Here is a 22,043-nt window from a genome sequence, read left to right on the forward strand (position 1 = left end):
GCAAGTCTTGCCAGTTACAACCATTTTTCAGTTGATAAAAGATGCCATCCAAGATTTCGCGCTTGCTCCAGTTAGAAGGTCTTGTTTGCTTCTTCGGCGGTAGGATCTTAGGTAGTAAAGGTTCTATTATTTTCCACTCTTCGTCGGTGAGGCTGCTCTGGTACGGCATGGCATCTGCATTATGTTTTTGCCTTAACGTTACTTCCTTCCAGGGAAAGATGTCAAATGGGTTCTATAGACCAGGCATGATTACCGGACACAGCCAGACTGGCGCTTCTAAAACTGACGACCTAGCGTGTAGAATGATTGAAGGTTTTGTCCACATGGGTAGCGCTCCAGACTTGGATATCAAGCTCAGTCTTACACCTGTCGATTATGTCAGCAGCGCGATCGTGCATTTGTCTATGCAGCCATCATCTTTAGGTAAAGCATTCCACTTAGTCAATCTCCAACCTATACATTTGAGTAAGCTTGCCGCGCAGATCGATAGTTTTGGCTATCCAGTCAAACAAATTGGTTACGAAAAGTGGCAAGTTGAACTAATTAATGCCAAGTCTGAAGATAATGCTCTAACTTTGATCGCTTCTATGTTTACGGAAAAAGTCACGGAAGCTCAACTAACGTACATAGAATTATCGTCTATGGTCTTGCAAATCTTCGATTGTCAAAATACTCTAGCTGGAGTTGCAAATAGCGATATTACTTGTCCAGCTTTGGATGACAAATTGATCATCCGTACCTACTTATCTTATTTGTCTCGTAGCGGCTGTCTCAACGCAACTCAAAGTCATGAAACTGCTGGCTCCCAAGGTATGGTTAAGGAAAAGGAAAACGATCGCAGCTTGATTGAGGTAAGTTAAGCAATGATAACGAGTAAGGTCGATCTCGTGTGGCATTTGCCACCAAAACAATTGTCACTTTCCCCTAGTGAAGTTCATCTCTGGCGCGTGTTTCTCGATCGCCCAGCAATACCTGTTGAGCAATTAGCGCAAACTCTTTCTACTGACGAGTATATGAGGGCAGAGCGTTTTTACTTTGAGCGAGACAAAAACCGTTTTATCGTTGCTCGCGCTTTACTAAGAACTATTTTAGGTAGCTACTTGAGTTTGGCAGCAGAGCAAGTACAGTTTTGTTACGGACATCGTGGCAAACCAGCTTTAGCCAAAATCCATGCTAAATCTCGACTGTACTTTAACTTGTCTCATTCTCAAGAACTTGCTATTTGTGCCGTAACGCGCGATCGCGATCTGGGGGTAGATTTAGAATTTATCCGTCCCATTAATGAAGCCGAGCAAATTGCCAAGCGTTACTTTTCGGGGCGCGAAAATGCTGTTTTTCAAGCTCTTGCCCCCGACCAAAAAACCGCAGGCTTTTTTCACCACTGGACTCGCAAAGAAGCTTATTTAAAGGCTATAGGCGATGGTTTAGCGGCAGCTAACGATCGCTTTGATGAGACGGTAGCAACGGCGGAATCAAGAGAAAGCGATCGCTCAATTCGTTGGTTTCTGCGCTCTTTTTCCCCAGCCCCAAATTATCAAGCTACGGTAGCAGTGGAAGGCAAGGGCTGGGATATTGTCTATTTAGACGGAATGCCGCTACTAAGTTAAGCTACGTGCGAGGTGGCTGAGGTTAACTGTTGCTGACTACTTTTGCTTTTGGACTGCTTCAATTTACTGGCGATACTGTGCTGTCTCGCTAGTAAATTGTTTAAAGTTTGGATTTTAGGCATTCTTTATCCAAGGTTAGCTGTTGGGATTCTACTCTTTAAGCAACTCAATTATGTGCTGAGATCGAACTTATGGCAATTGTTGTCACAACCCCTACTGGAAATATTGGGCATCAGGTAGTACGCGAATTGTTAGATGCGGGCGAGGCTTTACGAGTCGTTACTCGCCATCCCCACAGCCTTATAAACAACAATTAGAACCATCCTTCCTGTTCCAAGGTTTCAATTAATTGCAAGCCGCGCGGATCGCCTACGCCCAATAAGGAAGATTTGGCATCTTCCCTTACTCCCAAGTCTTCATCTTCGGCAAAAGCTTGAATTAAAGCATCAATTGCTGTGGCATAAACGACGTTGGAAGGCAATTCGCGGCACAACTGCCCGATCGCCCACGCACAATTGCTCCGTACAGCAGCTACGGGATCTGTAACCAAGGCTTCAACTAATGGCGGGATTGCGCCGACAACTCCTTCATAACTTACGCCAGCCATCTGCGCCAAAGAACTCGCCGCCCACAAGCGCACGGCAGAAATATCTGTTTTTAAGGCAACAGCAAGAGGTACTAAGGAACGGCGATCGCGGCAATTTCCCAGCGCCCAGACAATGCCTTTACGGACGTAACCATTCCAATCTTTATTTAGCTGCGCGATGAGCGGTTCTACGGCATCAGAGTGGGGGTTGCGCCCAATGGCGTAAGCTGCACTTACTCGAACTAAAGGGCAAGTATCGCTCAAAAGATGAATTAGATGAGGGGTAGCGCGTTTGTCTTCTAGTTCGCAAAAAGCACGGGCTGCTAACATCCTCTTCTGGGTTTGCGGATCTTCTAGCAGCGCTAACATCGCGTCAGGATTTGGTTTATATTCCTCAACTTCCGCCGTTAGAGGTGCAAGGCGATCGAGGGGACTTTCTAAGTTTTCCCCGTCCAGTAAGTTGATTAAGTCTTCGTCGTCATACATAACTTCCAAGCTACCACTACTATTAGCTGTTAGCTTTGTTTAGTATATCTATTTCAATGGTTTTACCATCGATAGGGATTGAGTTTGATAGCCTAACTGATTGTAAAGATTTAAGGCGTTAGTATTGGTTTGAAATACTTGCAGCCCGATCGCGCCAAGTCCTTTTGCTTTTGCCCAAGTTTCTACTAGGTGCATCAAAGCTGTAGCAATGCCTCTACGTCTATGTTCAGGGGCGACATAGAGTAAAAAAATATGAGCAATGCGATCGCCTGTTATTTGATCTATGGCATTTCCCGCCCATACACAAGCGACTGGAGCAATATTGCGATCGCAATTTACCCACCACGAGGGCGTTTCTCTTGATAGGTATTGCTCCACTGTCAGGGCTAGATGAGAAAAATCTTGTTCTGGGGCTAGTTCCTGATAAGTTTTTTGCATAAATTTTACCAGCAATGCCCGATCTAAGCTCGATCCAGCCCGAACTATGTACCCTTGTATTAGTTCCACATTTAATTAATCGTCATACGGAATTGATCGGATAGCGCCAAATCGTCCGGTATGCCCTTTACCAACATAGATAGCCCTGGAGGTAGTTTTACCTCAGCTTTTTGGGGTGAACTGATTTCCTCTATAGGCGCAGGAGCCGCCATATCGGTAGGCAGAAATATCCGGGCGCTGACTGCTATAAGCGCCACAAAAAACACAAGCACGATCGCGAAGGGAAGCACGTATTGACGGAGGATAGCCATGTTGGTAGCCGAGAAGCAATGGTAATATGAGAACTTAGCTAAAGAATTGTTAAGCCTTCTTTTATCCTACAACTTATTATTAATAATCATCATCATTTAATCCTGGTTTTGCCATAGCAATGGGCGCGGGGTTCCAAGGAGCAACAAAGGGTAAAAGTAGTAGTCCAGGCATTGCAGCTACAATTGACAGTAGAAAAAAGGTTGACCAGCCTGTAATGACGGCTAATTGTCCGGCGGGAGCCGAGAGAATATCGCGACTAATAGCGACTAAGCTAGAAAATAAGGCAAACTGGGTAGTTGTAAAGCTGTGGTTGCAAAGACTCATCAAATAAGCAACAGTAACGACGGTAACAAACCCCGCACACAAATTTTCGATATTAATTGCTAAGACGAGCAGAGAATAATTTTTTCCGGCAATCGCTAAAGCGTAATAACCCAAGTTACTAACTAATTGTAAAATCCCAAAAATCCACAAAGCGCGATTGATGCCAATTTTAGTCAGAATCGCGCCGCCGACCAATACCCCTACGGTAGTCGCAATAAAGCCCATCCCGCCTTGTACGGCGGCAATTTCGGACTTTGTAAAAGTTATTTCTCGCAAAAACAAATTGGCGGTAATTCCCACCAAAGAGTCGCCTAGTTTGTAGAGCAAAATAAAAGCCAAAATCAAACTTGCTTGGGTTAGTCCAAAACGTTGAAAAAACTCTTGAAAGGGCAAAATTACCGCATCTTGTAACGATTGAGGCGGGCGAGTTTCAGTAACGGTATTTAGCTGCTTTTTCGGTAATACAAAAGCTGTAACTAGCCAAATAGCGAGTAAACCCGCAATCAGCCAATATAGTGTAGGTAAAGGAATAAAGCCTGTAATCACTCCTCCAACTAAGCCAGCGAGGATTGCCGCAAACAATAACAGAAAAATTCCATCTTTGCTAGATATAGGAGCAGAAGTTTGTTCGCCTTCTAGTAGGGGTTCGGAGGGCGCAAATAAGGTACTAATTATGCCCACACCCATGAAACCCGCCATGAGTAAATAAACGACATTCCAGGGAATATAATCAGCTAAAACCAAAGCTAAGAAGCTAGTTACAAGCAGCGCCATCCGGTAGCCTAGTACCCAAACCGATGCCCCAGCTTCTAGTTCTAGCGGTGATAAAATATCTGTGCGGTAGGCATCGCCAGCAATATCTTGAGTAGCACTCAAAAACGTCACAATTAGGGCTGTAATTGCAAATATTTGCAATACTTGGATGTTTTGGGCGGGTTGCTGTAATGCCATAGCCGCGATCGCCAAAACTAACCCTACCTGAGTTAATATTAGCCAACTGCGTCGCCTCCCTAGAAAAGGCGGTACAAAACGGTCTAATAACGGCGACCATAGGAACTTTAACGAATAAGGGACGCTAACTAAACCAAATAGGGTAATTGCGCCTAATTCTACCCCAGCGTCTTGCATCCATAGTTGCAAAGTTCTACTGGTAAGGAATAAAGGTAAACCAGAGGAAAAACCTAGAAATAGCAAAACCGCCATTTTGCGGCTTTGAAATACTTGTAAAAGATTGCGCGTTGCATTCACTTGCGAAAAAACCCCTGACTGAGCATAACTTTAAGCTGAAGTTATGATGCCATAGGGGCGGATTCAATGATGCGATCGCGCATTGTTATTTAAGAAGCGCTATCTTTGGGTGTATCGGAGGATTGTTTAGCTGCAACCGCCGCTTGTTGTTCATCGGCTTTTCTTTGGCGCTTTTTGCGCTCGGCGGCTAACATATCTTCCATAACAATTAAGGCTTGGTTCATTTTCTCGACGTTACCGCGATACAACTCTAAGTCTTTGTTGAGTTTATCTTCGGGTAAGTGCAAGCTGCTAGAAATTTGCTTGAAGGCTTCTACGCGCTTAGTTTCATCTAGGACCAATTCGGGGTCTGATAATTCCAGTAAACTAAATACGCCAATCGCAAATAAACGGCTGTATTTGAATTTGGGGTTATTTGCAATTTCTTTGATTTGCGCTTGCAAATCGCCATAACCATCCATTGGCTTTTCCCCACTCAACCATTGCATTAACTCTTGGGATGACAAACCTTTGGCAAAATTTCCCAATCGTTCCGCATCTTGGTGATATTTGTGAGGATCAGCCTGTATAGCTTGACACAGAGCTTGAAAAATTGAGTCTTTATCCCGTTCTGGTTGATAGCCTTGCATAAAGCGCTCGTAGGATGTGACCACACCTAGCGCGTATATGGGGTTGTAGCTAAAATCAGCGTTGACAGAGAGTAAGTGCATTTCTACCATTAATTCCTCAACCACGCGGCGATAAATAGTGTTTATCGGGCGAGTGTGAGTAGAGTAGAAAGCTCTTTTGGTATCGGAAACAGTACGAACGGTATTCACAGGTTGAGAATTAACGGGAGACGTATATACTATTGTCTCGCTTAACGGCAACTTTGCCAAGTCAGGGTGTTTTGCTTAAGAAGTTAAACACTTATTCAATTCTTGGGCTAATACTTGGACGTTGGGGGCTTTGAGCATGGTTAAATGATTGCCAGGAATAGAGTGCAGCACAATAGAATTTGTTAATTGACTCCAGCCTAAAGTTGTGTCAGTAGTTGTTAGAGGTTCGCTACTTTTAAATAAAGTAATTGCATTTGGGTAACTTTGGGGTGAATAATTCAACGTAGCTTGACTATTTGCCCAGAAAATCCTCATTATCCGCTCAATTGTAAGTTCGTCTAGCATTCTCAATCTAGTTTCTTGCGGGAAAAGATGAGTAATAGTGGCATTTTCTAGCAAAGAACCCCACCTGTGAGGCGTAAATATTTGCTCAAGGGTGCTGGGAATACTAGCAGCATCGCAAATTAACTCCCAGTAATCTAGTAAAAATGGATAAATAGATTGGGGTACGGTGGTGAAAAGAAAGTTCAAACTATCCCAAAATGACGGCTGATTGTTAGGTATCGGCGCAAGAGTATCGAAAATTGCTAGTAAACTTACTTTTTCGCCTGCTTGGTGCAATTGTTGCGCCATTTCAAAAGCAACTAAACCACCAAAAGACCAGCCACCTAGCTGATAATCACCTTTTGGTTGAACTTGACGCAGGGCTTTAATATAATAAGCCGCCATTTCTTCGATGCTAGTTAGTGGTGGCTGCAAACCGTCTAAACCGCAGGGTTGTAAGGCGTAAAATGGTTGGTCTTTGCCTAGATGGGTTGCTAATTCGTAATAGGGTAAAACAACGCCGAAAACAGGATGAATGCAGAAGAATGGTTTTTTAGCGCCTTGAGGTTGAAGCGGGACTAAAGGCGACCAAGTGTAGGTTTTCTCAATATTTGGCGCGAATTGCTCGACGGTTGGCGCACTAAAAAGCGCAGATAAAGGCAAGTTTTGCTTAAATTGCTGGTTTATTTGCTCTAAAAGCGCAATTGCGAGTAAAGAATCTCCCCCTAGTTCAAAAAAGCTATCTTGTATTCCCACTTGTTCAAGCTTAAGAGTTTGCGCCCAGAGTATTGTTAAGGTCGATTCTGTTGCATTGCGAGGCGCTACAAAAGATTGATTTATAGTATTGTTCGAGCTTTTTAAGGCATTTCGGTCTACTTTACCGTTGGGTGTTAAAGGTAAGGATGACAGAATAATAAAAGCTGAGGGGATGGAATAAGCGGGTAATTTTGCTTTGAGAAAGTCGCGCAGTTGAGCGCTGGAAAGGTTCAAATTAGGATGGAAGACTATATAAGCCACCAATTGTTTATTCGCAGCATTTTCTTGCGCAACTACTACGGCGGTTTGAATTGCTGGATGTTGAAGCAAAACGCTTTCAATTTCTCCTAACTCAATCCGATAGCCGCGAATTTTTACTTGCTCGTCAATGCGACCTAAAAATTCTAAATTACCATCGCTCAGATAGCGGACTAAATCGCCAGTTTTGTAAAGATAATTTGAATTGTCAAAGGGGTTAGGAATAAATCTTTTAGCCGTTAATTGCGGACGATTGAGATAGCCTCGCGCTATACCTACTCCCCCTATATAGAGTTCGCCGGGAATACCTACAGGGACGGGCTGATAACTGCTATCGAGGACATAAACTTGAGTATTGGCGATCGCACTTCCTATAGAAATACTATCTTTTATCTTGGCGATGGTAGACCAGATAGTTGTTTCAGTTAGTCCGTAGGCATTAAATAAACGTTTTCCTTTTCCCCATATAGCTATGTCTCCCGTACAAGCTTCACCCGCTAAAATTAGGGTTTGCAATGCTGGTAATTGTTCCGGGACAAGGGTTTTTAGCACCGCCGGAGGCAAGGTAGCGTGAGTAATGGCGTGTTGATGCAAATAGTTAGTTAATGACGCTCCTAGACGCGATTTCTCTGGGATTAGATAAAGTGTTGCGCCGTTAGCTAATGCCATGACTATTTCAAAAATAGAAGCATCAAAACTAATTGAGGCAAATTGTAGAATCCGATGCTGCGGTTTTGGGTCAAAAATCTGTCTTTGCGCGTGGATTACGTTAGTTAGTCCGCGATGTTCGATTAAAACGCCTTTAGGTTGTCCCGTTGAGCCAGAGGTGTACATTGCATAAGCAAGATTTGCGGCATTTACAACACTTGTAAGATTATATCGGTCTTGAAGTGCGATCGCGCGATCGTCAATAAAAACTAATTTATGCTCCCAATCCTGACTTAAAGATTTTTGGGTGATGAGGATAGTTATTTGCGAATCTTCCAGCATAAAGTGCGATCGCTCTTTGGGATATTCTGGATCTATTGGTAAATAAGCGCCTCCAGCTTTGAGTATTCCTAAAATTGCGATGATTATTAGCGGTGATTTTTCTAAACAAATACCGACAATTACATCGGGTACAACTCCCAATTTCTGTAAGTAATGAGCTAATTGATTGCTTTGCTCGTTTAATTGCTGGTAGGTTAATTGCTCGTTATTATGTACAAGTGCGATCGCATTGGGATTACTATTTACTTGCGCCTCAAATATTTGATGGATGCAGTTATCTGGATAGTTTTGTTGAGTATTATTCCAAGCAATAAGCAACTGTTGGCGTTCGGTTGCTGTCAAAATGGGTACGTCTGCTAGTGTTTGCTGCGGATTTGCGATAATTTCCGCTAACAGAGTTTGCAAGTGTCCAGCCATGCGGAGGATTGTAGAGCGATCGAACAAATCGGTACTATAAGTTATCTGTGCTTCTAATCCGGCGGAACTTTCCCAAAAATGCAACTCCAAATCTAACTTACTTGTGCCATTATCTATCTCAAAGGGATTTAGAGTAAGTCCAGGTAATTCTAAAGCTGTAATCGGGGTATTTTGCAGAGATACCGCTACTTGAAATAAGGGATGCTTGCTTAAATCGCGCTCTGGATGGAGTTCTTGCACTAGCTTCTCAAATGGTAAATCTTGATGAGCGTAGGCATCTATTGTTACTGCTTTTACCTTTGCTAACAATTCTTGAAAAGTAAGATTGCTAGATAAATGAACTCGCAATACTAAGCTATTGACAAAAAAGCCAATTAACGGCTCTAATTCTGCCCGATTTCTGTTAGCAATTGGAGAACCTACAGCAATATCTTCTTGTCCTGTATAGCGATATAACAGCGTTTGTAAGGCTGCTAAAAGAGTCATAAATAGCGTTACACCTACTTGCTGATTGAAGGTTGCTAAAGACGCGCTTAGGCTGGGTGGAAGGGCTAAAAAGTTGTAAGTTGCACCTTTGTAGTTTGCGGTAGGATGACGATCGCGATTCCCTTCGGGATAGCTCCGCTTCACGCACGGTAAATTTAAACTTGGTAAATCGGCGAGTTGCGTCTTCCAGTAAGGCAATTGCGATTCAATTATTTTTGGTAACTCTTGCTTTTGCCAAGAGGCGAAATCAGCATACTGAATGGGTAAATCGGGCAATAGAGGAATATTTCTACAAAAAGCAGTGTATAAAGCGGTAATTTCTTTAATTAATACGCCAATTGACCAACCATCAGCAATGATGTGATGCAGACTTAGCAGCAAAATATAGTCGCTGGAATCTAATTGAAATACCGTTACTCTTAGCAGCAAGTCTGTACTAAGGTTAAAGGGAAGCTGGGAAAATGCGATCGCTTTTTGTCTAGCAGTAGTTTCTCGCTCAAGTTGGGGTAAATGCTGCAAGTCTATAACTTTCAGCTTTATATTTACATTTTCGACAATTACTTGATTTAGTTGTCCTTCTACCATCTCAAAAGTTGTCCGCAAAACTTCATGACGGCGGATTATTTCGTTAAAGGTTTGCTCTAAAGCCGTTAGATTCAAGTTTCCAGTTAGACGAATCGCCGCAGATACGTTGTAAAAAGGATTGTTGGGCGCTAATTGGCTGAGAAACCAAAGCCTTTGTTGGGCGAAAGAAGCAGGAAAAACAAAAACCTCATCAGTAGAAATAGGGTGAGTCTGCAAGTTTTATCTCCCTAAATTTTCAGGATTTTTGAGCGAGGAGCGCAAGCGGCGATGAGCATCGCGGGAAAGTGGTACAATCCCCAAGTCTGGTTTTTGGTGGATACTTTGCAGGGCTTCAATAGCTTTAGCTAGGGGCGCAATTTGGGGAGTTTCAAAGATTTTTTGTAGGGGTAATTCTACGCTAAAAGTATCCCGGATGCGGGAAGTTAGTTGAGTAGCTAGTAAGGAATGTCCCCCTAGTTGAAAGAAATTATCGTGAATACCAACATTTTTTAGTCCTAGCAGTTCTGCCCAAATATTTGCTAATTTTTGTTCGGTAGGAGATATAGGTTGTGCGATTGCGCCATACGCAGTGCTAAAAGCGATCGCATTTCCGCTCCAATTTGGCGTAGGAAGGGCGCGGCGATTGACTTTACCATTGATTGTTAGGGGGATTTTCTCTAACACCACCAAAGCAGCAGGAATCATATAATCGGGTAAATTTTGCTGGAGATAGTTTTGCAATTGCGGGATGAGATGACGCGCTAATTGTGCTTGTAAAGGATTATTAGCATCGGTTTTAGCTATATGTCTTTGATTTACAACCTCTACGTCAGAAGTTGCTTTGTGACTAAGGCTTTGAAAAATAACATCGTAACAACCTGTAGCATCGGTATTTATCCAACTTACTTCGACGGTGTAAGGGAGTTTATTCAACTTATACCAGTCTTCCGGCTCAATACCTACGGTTTCTAATTGCTGCAATTGTTCGCGCATTTGACTAACATTTTGGATCGATTCTGTACCAATAGTTAGCCATTGAGCGGTTTTAACGGCGGCGATTACACGCGCACTGGGAATTTTTGTTACTTGTAAAACTGCTGGCTGATTTTGGAGTAAATATTGATGTACTTTAGCAATGCTTAAGTTGTCTTGCTCCCAATCAAGCTGACAATCAGGAGTTTGGGTTTTTTGGGATTCAATGTGCAAGATGGCGTTGTAGCGAAATTGAGTTAATTCATTGCAATCGCCTTTGGCGCATCCCCGTGTAAGCTGTACTTGGACGTGGCTAATTCTCATAAAGCGCTGTTTCAATGCTACAAAGAAAGCCGGAGCGATGACTAATTCTGTTTCTTGAAATAATGCTGTTTGTAACTGCTGCTGCAACTGCTCTTGAGACGAATCCCCCTCCGAGCGTTCCAATTGCACGGCGGCATGAAAAGCTGATAATAGTTGTAAATTTCTTACGTCGCCAATAAATATAAATCCTCCAGGGGTGACGGTTTCAATTGCTTGCTCTAGCACTTGCAATAGATAATCGAGACTAGGAAAATATTGGACAACAGAATTAAGAATCACCGCGTCAAAAGAGTTTGCAGCTATCCCTGTAAAATCTGTTGCTACTTTTTGCAGCAACTTAACTTGAGGTAATGGTTGTACTAATGGTTTTAAATATTGAATCGATGTAGAGGAAAAGTCGGTTGCTACATATTCGGTGCAATGAGGCGCAATTTCAAATAGCAACAATCCCGTACCGCAACCAATTTCTAATACTCGCTTTGGTTGCAAGGCTAGAATTTGCTCGACGCGGCTTTTTACCCATGTCTGCATTTGCTCTGGGGGGATGGGAAGCCCTGTATAACTACTATTCCAGCCGATGATATTAAAATTGGAGTCGCTTGCAGATTGGTTATAAGTACGGTTGTAGAGATTTTCCCATTGTTTTACTTGCTCTAGTTGCAACTGCTTTTCTACAGTTATTTGAGGGACAATGTAGGCTATTAGGCGATCTTTGTTAGCCAGTGCGATCGCATTTTCTACCATCGGATGCTGTTTTAACACTGTCTCAATCTCCCCCAACTCTATCCTAAAGCCGCGAATTTTTACTTGCTCGTCTATACGCCCAACAAATTCTAAACTTCCATCATGACGATATCGAGCGACATCCCCAGTTTTATACACACGATTAGTTGCAAACGGATTGTTAAGAAACCTTTGCGCTGTCAATTGCGGACGATTTAAGTAACCCCGCGCTACGCCATCTCCAGCAATATAAACTTCTCCAACTACGCCAACTGGTACGGGAAGAAGGCGATCGCTTAATAAATAAATCTGCGTATTAGCCACTGGACGACCGACAGAGGGCTTATCGTCCGAAATCGTTAATTTTCCTACTGTTGCCCATATTGTTGCTTCTGTAGGACCGTAGGCATTGAATAGACGGCGATCTGTTGCCCATTGTTGGACAATTTCAGTTGTACAAGCTTCACCTCCTGCAATCACGGTTTGCAATGCTGGTAATTCGGCGGCGGGTAAAACGGCTAAAACGGATGGAGAAATAATCGTTGTATCGATCGCGTTTGCTTGCAAATATTCTACTAAATCCTTTCCTGGTAACTGGGCTTTTTCGGGGGGAATGTAGAGACTTGCGCCAACTCCAAAAGCAAGCAGCATCTCAAAAATGAAAGCATCGAAACTGAGGGAGCTAAATTGTAAAATTCGGTTGTGCGATCGCAAATCAAAAGCTTTTATCTGTGCTGCAACTACATTACATAATCCGCGATGTTCGATTAAAACTCCTTTTGGTTGTCCTGTCGAACCAGATGTATAAATAACGTAAGCTAGATTATCTACTTTTACGCTGCTGGTGGGATTTTCGGCGCTATGGGTGGCGATATTTTCGTCTGTATCCAAACAAATTAGTTTGATGTCTGCAAATAGGGATGCTAAAGATTGCTGAGTTAAAACAACTTTTACTCCTGTATCTGCAAGCATAAACTCCCGGCGGCTTTGAGGATAATTTGGATCTATTGGTACATAAGCGCCTCCCGCTTTAAAAATCCCCAGTATCCCGACAATCGTTTCTAGCGATTTCTCAACGCAAATTCCGACTAAACTTTCTGGCGCAATCCCTAATTCTTGTAAGTAATGAGCTAATTGATTAGCCCTGTGATTTAACTGCTGGTAAGTTAGTTGTTGATTATCGAAGACTACAGCGAGTTCATTTGGTGACTTCGCAGCTTGTGCTTCAAACAGTTGATGGAATAATTTATCGCAGTAATTACAGCTAGTTTGATTCCATTCTTCTAATAACTGATGGCTTTCTGTGGCACTCAATAAAGGCAAATCGGCGATGGGAGTATCAGGATTTGCGATAATTCCTTTAAGTAAAGTTTGGAAATGAGCTAGAAATTGAGCGATCGCGCTTTTATCAAACAAATCGGTATTGTAAGCCAAAAAACCACTAATTCCCTCTGTTTTTTCTTCCCATAACCCGCTCAATCCGTAACCTTTCTCCCATAAATGCAACTCTAAATCGAATCTTGTAGTCGTAACCTCAAACTTCAACGGATTTAATGTTATTCCTGGCAATTCCAAGGGTTGCATCGGAGCATTTTGTAAGGCAAAAACTACCTGAAATAGAGGGTTGCGGCTCAAATCGCGTTCAGGGTGCAATTCCTCTACTAGCTTTTCAAAAGGTAAATCTTGGCGATCGTAAGCTTCTATTGCTGTTTCCCGTACTCGTGCTAATAATTCCCGAAAAGTGGGATTATTAGCTAAATTTGTCCGTAATACTAAACTATTGACAAAGAAGCCAATCAAAGGTTCTAATTCGGCTCGATTGCGATTTGCGATCGGAGATCCGACTACAATATCTTCTTGTCCACTGTAGCGGCACAGTAATACTTGAAAAGCTGCAAGCATTGTCATAAATAACGTTGCGCCTGCTTGCTTGCTCAAAGTTTCTAAACTAGCAGTTAAAGCCGGGGATAATACGAGATTTTGCGTTGCACCTCGGTAGCTTTGCACTCCTTTTCGCGGATTTGTAGGCAAATTCAGCATCGGAAGATCGGCGAGTTGCGATTTCCAGTAGGATAGTTGACTTTCTAACACTTCTCCTTGCAAATATTTTCTTTGCCAAGAGGCGAAGTCTGCGTATTGAATAGGTAACGGGGACAAAAATTTTTTGGTATAAAGTAGTCCGATTTCCCGAATTAATACCCCTAGTGACCAACCATCAGCAACAATATGGTGGAGATTGAGCAGTAAAACATATTCATTTTTATCTAGCTGCAATAACTTGACGCGCAGCAACAACTCATTAGCTAAGTTAAATGGATGTTGAGCGTCTTCTGTAGCAATTGTTTGGGCTGTGGCTTGCTTCTCTGTGGCGGGTAAATGCTGCAAATCTACTACAGGCAAAGATACATCAATTTGAGGAGATGCGATCGCTATTGGTTGACCATTTACTTCAACAAAGTTGGTACGCAAAGCTTCATGACGTTGAACAATTATATTAAATGCTTGTTTTAAAGCTACATAATCGAGATTTCCGGTAAGACGTAACGCGGCGGGTATATTGTAAAAAGGATTTTGGGGAATAAGCTTGTCTAAAAACCACAACCTTTGTTGAGCGAAAGATAAACAAGTGCGATTATTTTGGGGTACAAGGGGAGGTGCTGGGCGTAATAAGGCGATTAATTGCGATTTATAAAGTTTGATTTGCGATCGCAATTCTTCCGTCAAAACTCCTTGAGGAGCGTTACATTGCAAGCTTTCTCCTTCTACAAATACTTGAATATCTAAACGGCGTAAATCTGCCAATAATTCTACAGCACTCAAAACTCTACCTCCTCGCGGATTTTGGAAATACCACTTTTACTACTCGCTATATACTCCGCTAATCCTGCAATAGTTGGGGTTTCAAATATTCTACTAAGCGGTACTTGTACGCCAAAACTCTCGCGGATTCTGGAAACTAGCTGAGTTGCAAGTAAAGAATGTCCCCCCAATTCAAAAAAATTATCGCCAATCCCGGCTTTGACTCCCAATAATCCATTCCATAACTGTACTAATTGGGCTTCGATGGAATTGCGCGGAGTTTTGTCAGAGATATTTTGCGTAAAATCTGGTATAGGAAGGGCGCGACGGTCTACTTTCCCATTGAGAGTTAGTGGTAACTTTTCTAAAAATACAAAAACCGCCGGAATCGAGTAATTAGGTAACTTTGCTTGCAAAAACTCTCTCAATTCTCGGCTTTTTAGCTGGAAATTATTCTGAGCAACGATGTAAGCAACTAAATCCTCTTTGACTACAACTACACTTTCTCGCACTTTGGGATGCTGATTTAACACCGTTTCAACTTCCCCTAACTCAATGCGAAAACCCCTTACTTTTACTAAATCGTCCTTGCGTCCAATAAATTCTAAATTGCCATCAGGTAAATAACGAGCAAAATCGCCAGTTTTATACAAACGCTCTGATTTTTGCCAAGGGTGAGGAATAAATTGTTTGGCTGTCAATTCAAGGCGATTGAAATAGCCTCGTGCTAAACCATCGCCGCCAATATAGATTTCTCCTGTAACTCCGACAGGTACAGGGTTAAGGTAGTTGTCTAATAAATATATTTGCGTATTTGCGATCGCCTTTCCAATCGGAATAGTTTTTGTTTCTGGTAGATTTTCCACTTCGTACCAAGTAGTAAAGGTAGTATTTTCTGTAGGACCATATACGTGCAACAAGTGCTGAGGCTTGCTTTGACACACTGCTTGCACCGATTTCACATCCACAGCTTCGCCGCCAAATAGTAAGTATTTTAGACAGCTAAAGGCTGACGGTACTTCTCGCGCTATTTGGTTAAATAAAGCAGTAGTTAGGAACAAAATATCAATTTTCTGCTGTTGGAGTGCTTGGGCAAAATCTGGAGGAGAAAGCAAGGTTTCTCTATCAATTTCTACTAATTGCGCTCCGTTTAAAAGTGCGCCCCAAATCTCAAAAGTTGCCGCATCAAAGGAAATATTGGCACATTGAGCAACTTTATCGCTCCTTTTCCAGGTGATGTAATTGGAATTAATCAATCTATTTACTGCTTGATGAGTTACAGCTACACCTTTAGGGATTCCCGTAGAACCAGAAGTATAAACTATATAAGCTAGAGCTTCGGCGGTGGATTGATTGGGGAGATTTTCATCGCTTTGCAGTGCTACTTGTTGCCAATGACGATCTATGCAAAGGATTTGCGTATTAAAAAAAAGGTGAGTAAAGGTATTTTGAGTAATGATCGCATTTAATCCCGTATCTTCAACCATAAACTGAAGTCGCTCTATTGGGTAAGCTGGATCTATCGGTACATAAGCAGCGCCAACTTTAAGGATTCCCAGCATTGCGGCTATCATTACAGGCGATGATTCTAGACAAATACCAACTAATGAATCCTTCCCTACACCTAGTTTTTGCAAATAATGAGCAAGTTGATTGCTACCTTTATTTAGTTGCTGGTAAGTAAACTGTTGATTTTTATAGTTAAGCGCGATCGCATTAGGATTACTATTTACTTGGTTTTCAAATAACTGTTGAATAGACAGATGTTTTTGATAGTCGTGCTGAGTCTGATTCCATCCCACTAAAATTTGCTGTTGTTCGGCAGTGCTTAATAAAGGTAAATCGGCTAATTTGGTATCAATATTCTCCATAGCGCCAGTTAACAAGGTTTGGAAGTGCTGGAGTAGTCTTGCTGTCGCTTCAGCGTCAAATAAAGCGGTATTGTAAACTAAAACTCCCCGCAATCCCACCGATTGCTGCCATTTGTCTCCCCACAAGCTTCTAAAATCTTCTCCGCACTCCCATAAATAAAACTCCAAATCAAACCTAGCCGTTGTCGTCTCAATTTCTTTAAAAGGCGAAAGCGTCAAGCCCGGCAACTCTAACTGCTCCATAGGGGCATTTTGCAGAGCGAACACCACTTGAAACAGAGGATTTTGATTCAAACTTCGTTCAGGGTGCAATAACTCTACCAGCTTCTCAAAAGGCAAGTCTTGATGAGCGTAAGCGTCTACGGCAACTTGCTTGACCCTGGCTAATAACTCTTTAAAGCTAGGATTCTCTGATAAATCGGTGCGAATAACTAAACTATTGGCAAAAAAACCGATCGCATCTTCCAATTTTCGGCGATTGCGGTTAGCAATGGGCGATCCTACAGCAATATCTGTTTGTCCGGTATAGCGATATAGTAAAGCTTGAAAAGCTGCAAGTAATGTCATATATAGCGTTACGCCTTCTTGCTGACTTATCAAGGCGATTTTTTGCGCCAAATCTTGGGGTAATTCTATTAACTGCGTTGCTCCTTGGGAGGTATGCTGCAAAGGACGATTTGGCGCAATTTCAAGTTCAGGTAGATTTTGCAATTGCGATTTCCAGTAAGCTAGTTGCCGATCTATCACTTCTCCTTGCAAATATTCTCGCTGCCAATGGGCAAAATCTGCATATTGAATTGGTACTTCTTTGAGAGGTGAAGGTTTACCCGCACAAAAAGCAGTGTAAATTAGTCCCAATTCGCGAATTAGTAAGGCGCTAGACCATTCATCAAAGATTATGTGGTGTAATGCGATCGCAAGTACATATTCTGTTGCGCCAAGTTGCCACAACTTTACTCTTAATAACGCTTCATGCTCTAAATTAAAAGGTTGCTGACTAAATACCGCGATTTCTTGCTGCGCTGCGGTTTCACTGGCGGGTAAATGTTGTAAATCGATTAATGAAATAGATATTTTTAAATCCGGTGCAACTAGCTGTACTGGTTTTCCGTCTACAGTGTCAAAATTAGTGCGTAAGACTTCGTGACGGCGGACAATTTCATTAAAGCTTTGTTCAAGGGCGGCGATATTCAGCAAACCCTTGAGACGCAACACATTGACCACGTTGTAGCACGAAGAATCGGGAAATAAGCGATCAAGAAACCACAGCCGTTGTTGTCCAAACGATGCAGGAAAAATAAAAACTTCTTCTTCAGAAATATTGCACCGATCCGATCCTGCTAAAGTCATTAGTTAGTTTACTTGCGTATTAGCTAACTCTTTTTAACGGAGTGGCACGGAAAATAGCTCTACATTTAGATAGATTAAGCTACAACTACCAAACAATGATTTCTGCCGATTTAAAAACTCTTGCTGACTATATGACTGGTGAATTTGATAATCAAGAGCAAGCATCCGCCGATCCGGCTTGGTATGTCCACCTGCGTCTTTGGCAAATACCAGTACAATTATTTACCGAAAACAGCATTACTTTTTTTGCAGAACAAGCAAATATCGTCTCTTTAAATAAACCTTACCGCCCTCGCCTCATCAGACTGCAACAAAAGCAAGATATTCAAGTACAGTATTATATGCCCAAAAATCCATCGGCGGTAAATGGTGCAGCAACAAATCCTGACTTACTTAAAACATTGACTGTAGAAGACTTTGAGCTATTACCCGGTTGTTTGCTGGATGTAAAAGTTGAAGATAAAGTTTTTACAGCTTCCTTGCCTGCCGATGCTAAATGCTGCTTCAATTATGCAGGTGAAACAAGGCAAGTGTCTTTAGGATTTAAAGCTAGTCAAGATGAATTTTTAAGCTACGACAAAGGTATCGACAGCAACACAGGTAAAGCATTATGGGGAGCAATTTTAGGATTTTTTCGGTTTCATAAACGTTAAATTAGGATTCATAAGATGCAAGCGGTTTTGTGCGGCTACTACGGTAAAGGAAATGGCGGCGATGAGGCGTTACTCGCAACGCTATTGCAAATGCTGCCAGATAATGTAACGCCCTTAGTGCTTTCTGGCAATCCTGAAGCAACAAAAAATCGCTATAAAGTCAAGTCATGCGATCGCAATTCCTTACCCCAAGTTATCCAAGCCTTGCGCCAATCAGATGTATTTATCTGGGGTGGTGGTAGTTTAATGCAAGATTCAACCAGCGCCATTAGTCCTTTCTACTATGGGGGGCTAATGACTTTAGCTCAGCTAATGGGACTCAAAACTATTGCTTGGGCGCAAGGTATTGGACCATTGAAGCGCCCTTTAACTCGTTTTTTGGCACGGCGGAACTTCAATGGTTGCAGCGCTGTAAGCGTCCGCGATCGCGCTTCGGCTGCTTTATTAACCAATTGGCAAGTTTCTTGTACTCTTGCTCCCGATCCAGTGTGGGCGCTAGAATCAGTTGCTTTACCCGGATTATGGAACTTACCCGCGCCGCGAGTTGCCGTCACATTGCGATCACATCCCCAACTAACTCCCGCTCGTTTAGCTACCTTTACCCGCGCCTTAGTAGACTTTCAAAAAGCTACCCAAACTTGCATATTGCTAGTACCATTTCAGCCTAGTCTTGACTTGGCGATCGCTCAAGCAATTCAACCGCAGTTACCAGGCGCAAGTCACATTTTTAGTCTAGAAGATCCCAAAGCTTTAAAAGGCTTGTTTCGCGGCGTAGAAATGGCGATCGGTATGCGTTTGCATAGCTTAATTATGGCGGCGGCGGAAGGTTGTCGATGTTTTGCGCTTAGCTACGATCCCAAAGTTAGCCGATTGATGAGCGAACTAGATATGCCGGGATGGGAGTTATCCCATATGCCAAAAGATCCTAATGTAATTAGCAAGACGTGGATAGAGCATTTTGTTAATGGAGAGGCGACTTCGCCCGAAAGAATAGCATCTTTAGTAGATAGAGCTTTGCTACACCAAGAGGTATTAAAAGGACTACTAACGCGCGATTAGTCTTTTTAATAGCAGGTTAACCTGTAAATGCTTCAACGTCTTAGCCCGTAGAACATTTAATGCCCTACTTCCTCAGTAATTTCTCGCCGTAACATCTGCTCAATATACTCAGAACGAGTGATTTTCATTTGTTCAGCTTGCTCGTCAACTCTCTTTGTCAGTGAGGGTGTGAGCATAATATTTATTCTTTTCTTCGATTCTCCCCACTTCTGAGGAGAGGCGTACTTATCCCTTGACATAGCTATAACCAATTAAGCACATACATCTAACTAAACAGTAACTTATCAATATATTCTCAGTCTACTTGCTCACATACACACATGAGTAGTACAGTTAGTATACTGAGAAGGCGAAGCCACGTAATTTGGAGGCAAAAATATGACGGGCTATCAACCAGATAGACTAGATCGAATTGAGAGCAGTTTAGATCGTTCTACTCAATTATTAGAGCGAGTAATTCTGGTACAAGAAAGAATGTTAGAAACTCAAGCAATTACTTTAGAGAATCAAGCACGTACAAACGAACGAGTTGAAATTTTGCTAGATGCTGCAACAAGACATGAATCTACTATTTCAAGGCTTGATGCAATTATAGAGAGGCTGATTTACCGCGAAGGGCGCAATGGTGACGAACCAAAAGAAAATGGGTAAACGCCGAGGGATTTTCTTTAGATTAATTACTAACAATACCTGACCACTGAACTAATTTTAGTTTGTCGCGGCGGTAAGAAAAGAAATGCTCAGGCTGAGAATAAGTGCAATGAGGAGAAACGGCTACTTGTTCGGGACTAATACCTAAGTTTTCTAGCTGTAAAGCAATGATTCGTCGCACATCTAGCCGCACTCGTCCAGGGTGAGGATCGGGTAATATGGGCGGATTGGGCAATCTTTGTAATGTCTGCATTAAATTGGCATCGTCGGAAATAACACTAGATCCCACTTCTGAGGCTACTTGATGGGATACTTGATAAACAGATCCAGCGATCGCAGGTCCTAAAGCAAATTTTAAATTGTCAAGCTTACTACCAAAAGATTGTAACTTGGCGATCGCACCCGGAACAATTTTCGCCGCCGTCCCCCGCCAGCCAGCATGAAGGGCTGCAACTTGACCTGTAGTAGAATCAGCAATTAGGACGGGCGTACAGTCAGCGCTTGCTACCCACACCGCTTGTTTTGGGCGATTGCTAATTAAACCATCTGCTTCTGTTAAAATATCGCCTTGCTCAATTTCGCTGGGACTGAGGACAACATTACCGTGTACTTGTTTGACTCGATAAGCCTCAGCTTGGGGTTGCAGCATTAAGGTAATTTCAGCAGGAGTACGGGGGGAAAATTGCTGAGTAAAAAAGCCGTGTTCCCAAGGCTCTAAAAGACTGCAAGTTAAGTAGGGTAGTTCTTCGCAGGTGCGCCAGTTCCAAGTGTGCATTGCAGGAGGTAATTATTTAGTAATAATAAGTGTTGATTTATAGTAACTTGAGTAGCAAATCTTGAGCTTAGAAAGCCAAAAGTTAGCGGCATTAGTAGCCCAAAACATTGACTCAGATTCCCTGTATATTTATGACACTCTCCCTTCTACCAATCAAACCTTATGGCAGCTAATTAAGGAAGGAGCAAAGCCAGGAAGTGTTGTAATTGCTGCCCAACAAACCGCCGGACGCGGGCAACGGGGGCATCAGTGGTATTCGCCGAATGGGGGATTGTATTTGTCTTACGCACTTGCACCCAACATCCCCATTTCCGAAAGCTTCCAGCTAACTTTACGCACAGCTTGGGGAATTGCTACGGTACTGCGAACCTATGGCATTCCCGTTCAATTAAAATGGCTCAATGACTTGGTGTTGAATAACCGCAAACTAGGCGGTATTTTGACTGAAACAAAGGTTAAGCAAGGAATTATTACCCAAGCGATTGTCGGTGTAGGCATCAATTGGACTAACCCCGTACCAGAAACAGGCATCAATTTAGAAGCATTTTTAGCAACAATTACTTGCTTAGAAATGCTTGCTGCAATTACCATCCAAGGTATAGCGACAGGAATAAACGAACCGATCGCAAATTTATTATCATCCTACGAACAATTATTGATAAATATCGGGCGATCGTTAACTGTGGGCGATCGCACTGGTATTATTGTCGGCATTACCAATACTTGTTGCTTGCGCTTGCGCCTAGAAGATAGCTCAGAAATCCACCTCAATCCAGGTAGCATTAGTCTCGGTTATAACTAAAACCTGATACTCGAACATTAGATTCGGCTCATTGATAAGACGCGATCGCTAACATAATTTTTTTCATGAGATTTTTCTCATTTAAGTTTCATCAAAGATTCATCCAAACTTGCGAAGTTATGTAAATAGCAGAAATATTGGCTATTTCTGCTACCGAACAGCCAACTATTCATTGACAGTCCGGGAGACGATTCGCAAATGAAGATCATGGTCTACTCTCACGATGCCTTTGGGCTTGGCAACATCAATAGAATGCTGGCAATCTGCAAACACTTACTAGCTTCCATTCCCAATCTCTCAATTTTGATGGTGTCGGGTTCGCCGGTAGTGCGTCAGATTATTGTGGGATAGGTCACGATATCATTCCAAGTCCATGGTCGAGAGGTTAATCCTGCTCGTTGTGCGGCAGTGGACTTGAACCGACTATGCTGCCAAATCCAATTGAAGTAA

General features: G+C 42.5%; 18 protein-coding genes and 2 pseudogenes. 8 read left to right on the forward strand and 12 right to left on the reverse strand.

From position 1 onward, the window contains the following. Positions 1–169, reverse strand: a 169-nt coding sequence (locus AC2VE5_RS17825) for a transposase (protein WP_486887409.1), incomplete at its 3' end; no start/stop codon positions are given. Positions 170–218: 49 nt separating this feature from the next. Between AC2VE5_RS17825 and AC2VE5_RS17830 the strand changes: the two genes are divergently transcribed. From AC2VE5_RS17830 to AC2VE5_RS17840, 3 genes are all read left to right on the forward strand, one after another. Next, on the forward strand, positions 219–860 hold the full coding sequence (locus AC2VE5_RS17830) for an SDR family oxidoreductase (RefSeq protein WP_486889059.1): 642 nt from the start codon (positions 219–221) through the stop codon (positions 858–860). A gap of 3 nt (positions 861–863) precedes the next feature. Beyond that, on the forward strand, positions 864–1,607 hold the full coding sequence (locus AC2VE5_RS17835; RefSeq protein WP_486889060.1) for a 4'-phosphopantetheinyl transferase family protein: 744 nt from the start codon (positions 864–866) through the stop codon (positions 1,605–1,607). A 191-nt stretch (positions 1,608–1,798) separates the two neighbouring features. Beyond that, positions 1,799–1,924, forward strand: a complete 126-nt coding sequence (locus AC2VE5_RS17840; RefSeq protein WP_486889061.1) for a hypothetical protein — start codon at positions 1,799–1,801, stop codon at positions 1,922–1,924. On the opposite strand, the gene AC2VE5_RS17845 is transcribed toward AC2VE5_RS17840, so the two are convergent. The 8 genes from AC2VE5_RS17845 to AC2VE5_RS17880 all read right to left on the reverse strand — a co-directional run bounded on the left by AC2VE5_RS17845 (position 1,921) and on the right by AC2VE5_RS17880 (position 17,653). Further along, positions 1,921–2,679, reverse strand: a complete 759-nt coding sequence (locus AC2VE5_RS17845) for a HEAT repeat domain-containing protein (protein WP_486889062.1) — start codon at positions 2,677–2,679, stop codon at positions 1,921–1,923. The two genes, AC2VE5_RS17840 and AC2VE5_RS17845, sit on opposite strands and share 4 nt — an antisense overlap. Before the next feature lie 48 nt (positions 2,680–2,727). After that, a complete protein-coding gene (locus AC2VE5_RS17850) occupies positions 2,728–3,186 on the reverse strand; it encodes a GNAT family N-acetyltransferase (protein WP_486889063.1) in 459 nt (152 codons plus the stop codon). A 2-nt stretch (positions 3,187–3,188) separates the two neighbouring features. Beyond that, complete coding sequence (locus AC2VE5_RS17855) at positions 3,189–3,428, reverse strand: hypothetical protein (RefSeq protein ID WP_486889064.1); 240 nt, start codon at positions 3,426–3,428, stop codon at positions 3,189–3,191. Positions 3,429–3,507: 79 nt separating this feature from the next. After that, positions 3,508–5,001 (reverse strand): AmpG family muropeptide MFS transporter, encoded by a 1,494-nt coding sequence (locus AC2VE5_RS17860; protein WP_486889065.1) that lies wholly within the window; start codon positions 4,999–5,001, stop codon positions 3,508–3,510. Between the two features lie 89 nt (positions 5,002–5,090). Further along, on the reverse strand, positions 5,091–5,819 hold the full coding sequence (gene psb29 / locus AC2VE5_RS17865) for a photosystem II biogenesis protein Psp29 (protein ID WP_486889066.1): 729 nt from the start codon (positions 5,817–5,819) through the stop codon (positions 5,091–5,093). A 75-nt stretch (positions 5,820–5,894) separates the two neighbouring features. Further along, on the reverse strand, positions 5,895–9,851 hold the full coding sequence (locus tag AC2VE5_RS17870; RefSeq protein ID WP_486889067.1) for a non-ribosomal peptide synthetase: 3,957 nt from the start codon (positions 9,849–9,851) through the stop codon (positions 5,895–5,897). A gap of 3 nt (positions 9,852–9,854) precedes the next feature. Continuing rightward, entirely contained in the window at positions 9,855–14,453 is a 4,599-nt protein-coding gene (locus tag AC2VE5_RS17875) for an amino acid adenylation domain-containing protein (protein ID WP_486889068.1), read from the reverse strand. Continuing rightward, complete coding sequence (locus AC2VE5_RS17880; RefSeq protein WP_486889069.1) at positions 14,450–17,653, reverse strand: non-ribosomal peptide synthetase; 3,204 nt, start codon at positions 17,651–17,653, stop codon at positions 14,450–14,452. The genes AC2VE5_RS17875 and AC2VE5_RS17880 overlap by 4 nt, the downstream gene beginning before the upstream one ends. A 95-nt stretch (positions 17,654–17,748) precedes the next feature. On the opposite strand from AC2VE5_RS17880, the gene AC2VE5_RS17885 reads away from it, so the two are divergent. Together AC2VE5_RS17885 and csaB are read left to right on the forward strand one after the other, a co-directional pair. Beyond that, positions 17,749–18,306 carry a CpcT/CpeT family chromophore lyase gene (locus AC2VE5_RS17885; protein WP_486889075.1) on the forward strand — a complete coding sequence of 186 codons (558 nt, stop codon included), beginning with the start codon at positions 17,749–17,751 and terminating at the stop codon, positions 18,304–18,306. Between the two features lie 15 nt (positions 18,307–18,321). Further along, entirely contained in the window at positions 18,322–19,365 is a 1,044-nt protein-coding gene (gene csaB, locus AC2VE5_RS17890; protein WP_486889070.1) for a polysaccharide pyruvyl transferase CsaB, read from the forward strand. Between the two features lie 56 nt (positions 19,366–19,421). Here csaB and AC2VE5_RS17895 read toward each other — a convergent pair whose 3' ends face one another. Next, positions 19,422–19,604 carry a ribbon-helix-helix domain-containing protein gene (locus AC2VE5_RS17895; protein WP_486889071.1) on the reverse strand — a complete coding sequence of 61 codons (183 nt, stop codon included), beginning with the start codon at positions 19,602–19,604 and terminating at the stop codon, positions 19,422–19,424. A gap of 139 nt (positions 19,605–19,743) precedes the next feature. Between AC2VE5_RS17895 and AC2VE5_RS17900 the strand changes: the two genes are divergently transcribed. Further along, positions 19,744–20,016, forward strand: coding sequence for a hypothetical protein (locus AC2VE5_RS17900; RefSeq protein ID WP_486889072.1), 273 nt, complete (start codon positions 19,744–19,746; stop codon positions 20,014–20,016). A gap of 22 nt (positions 20,017–20,038) precedes the next feature. Here AC2VE5_RS17900 and pgeF read toward each other — a convergent pair whose 3' ends face one another. Next, on the reverse strand, positions 20,039–20,791 hold the full coding sequence (gene pgeF, locus AC2VE5_RS17905) for a peptidoglycan editing factor PgeF (RefSeq protein WP_486889073.1): 753 nt from the start codon (positions 20,789–20,791) through the stop codon (positions 20,039–20,041). Positions 20,792–20,852: 61 nt separating this feature from the next. On the opposite strand from pgeF, the gene AC2VE5_RS17910 reads away from it, so the two are divergent. Both AC2VE5_RS17910 and AC2VE5_RS17915 read left to right on the forward strand, forming a co-directional pair. Then, positions 20,853–21,593, forward strand: a complete 741-nt coding sequence (locus tag AC2VE5_RS17910; RefSeq protein WP_486889074.1) for a biotin--[acetyl-CoA-carboxylase] ligase — start codon at positions 20,853–20,855, stop codon at positions 21,591–21,593. A 198-nt stretch (positions 21,594–21,791) separates the two neighbouring features. Further along, a pseudogene (locus AC2VE5_RS17915) lies at positions 21,792–21,926 on the forward strand (glycosyltransferase); the annotation flags it as partial. On the opposite strand, the pseudogene AC2VE5_RS17920 reads toward AC2VE5_RS17915, so the two are convergent. Next, positions 21,926–22,043: pseudogene (locus AC2VE5_RS17920) on the reverse strand (IS1 family transposase); the annotation flags it as partial. The pseudogenes AC2VE5_RS17915 and AC2VE5_RS17920 sit on opposite strands and share 1 nt — an antisense overlap.

It is taken from the genome of Aliterella sp. E5.1 (genome assembly GCF_057473825.1).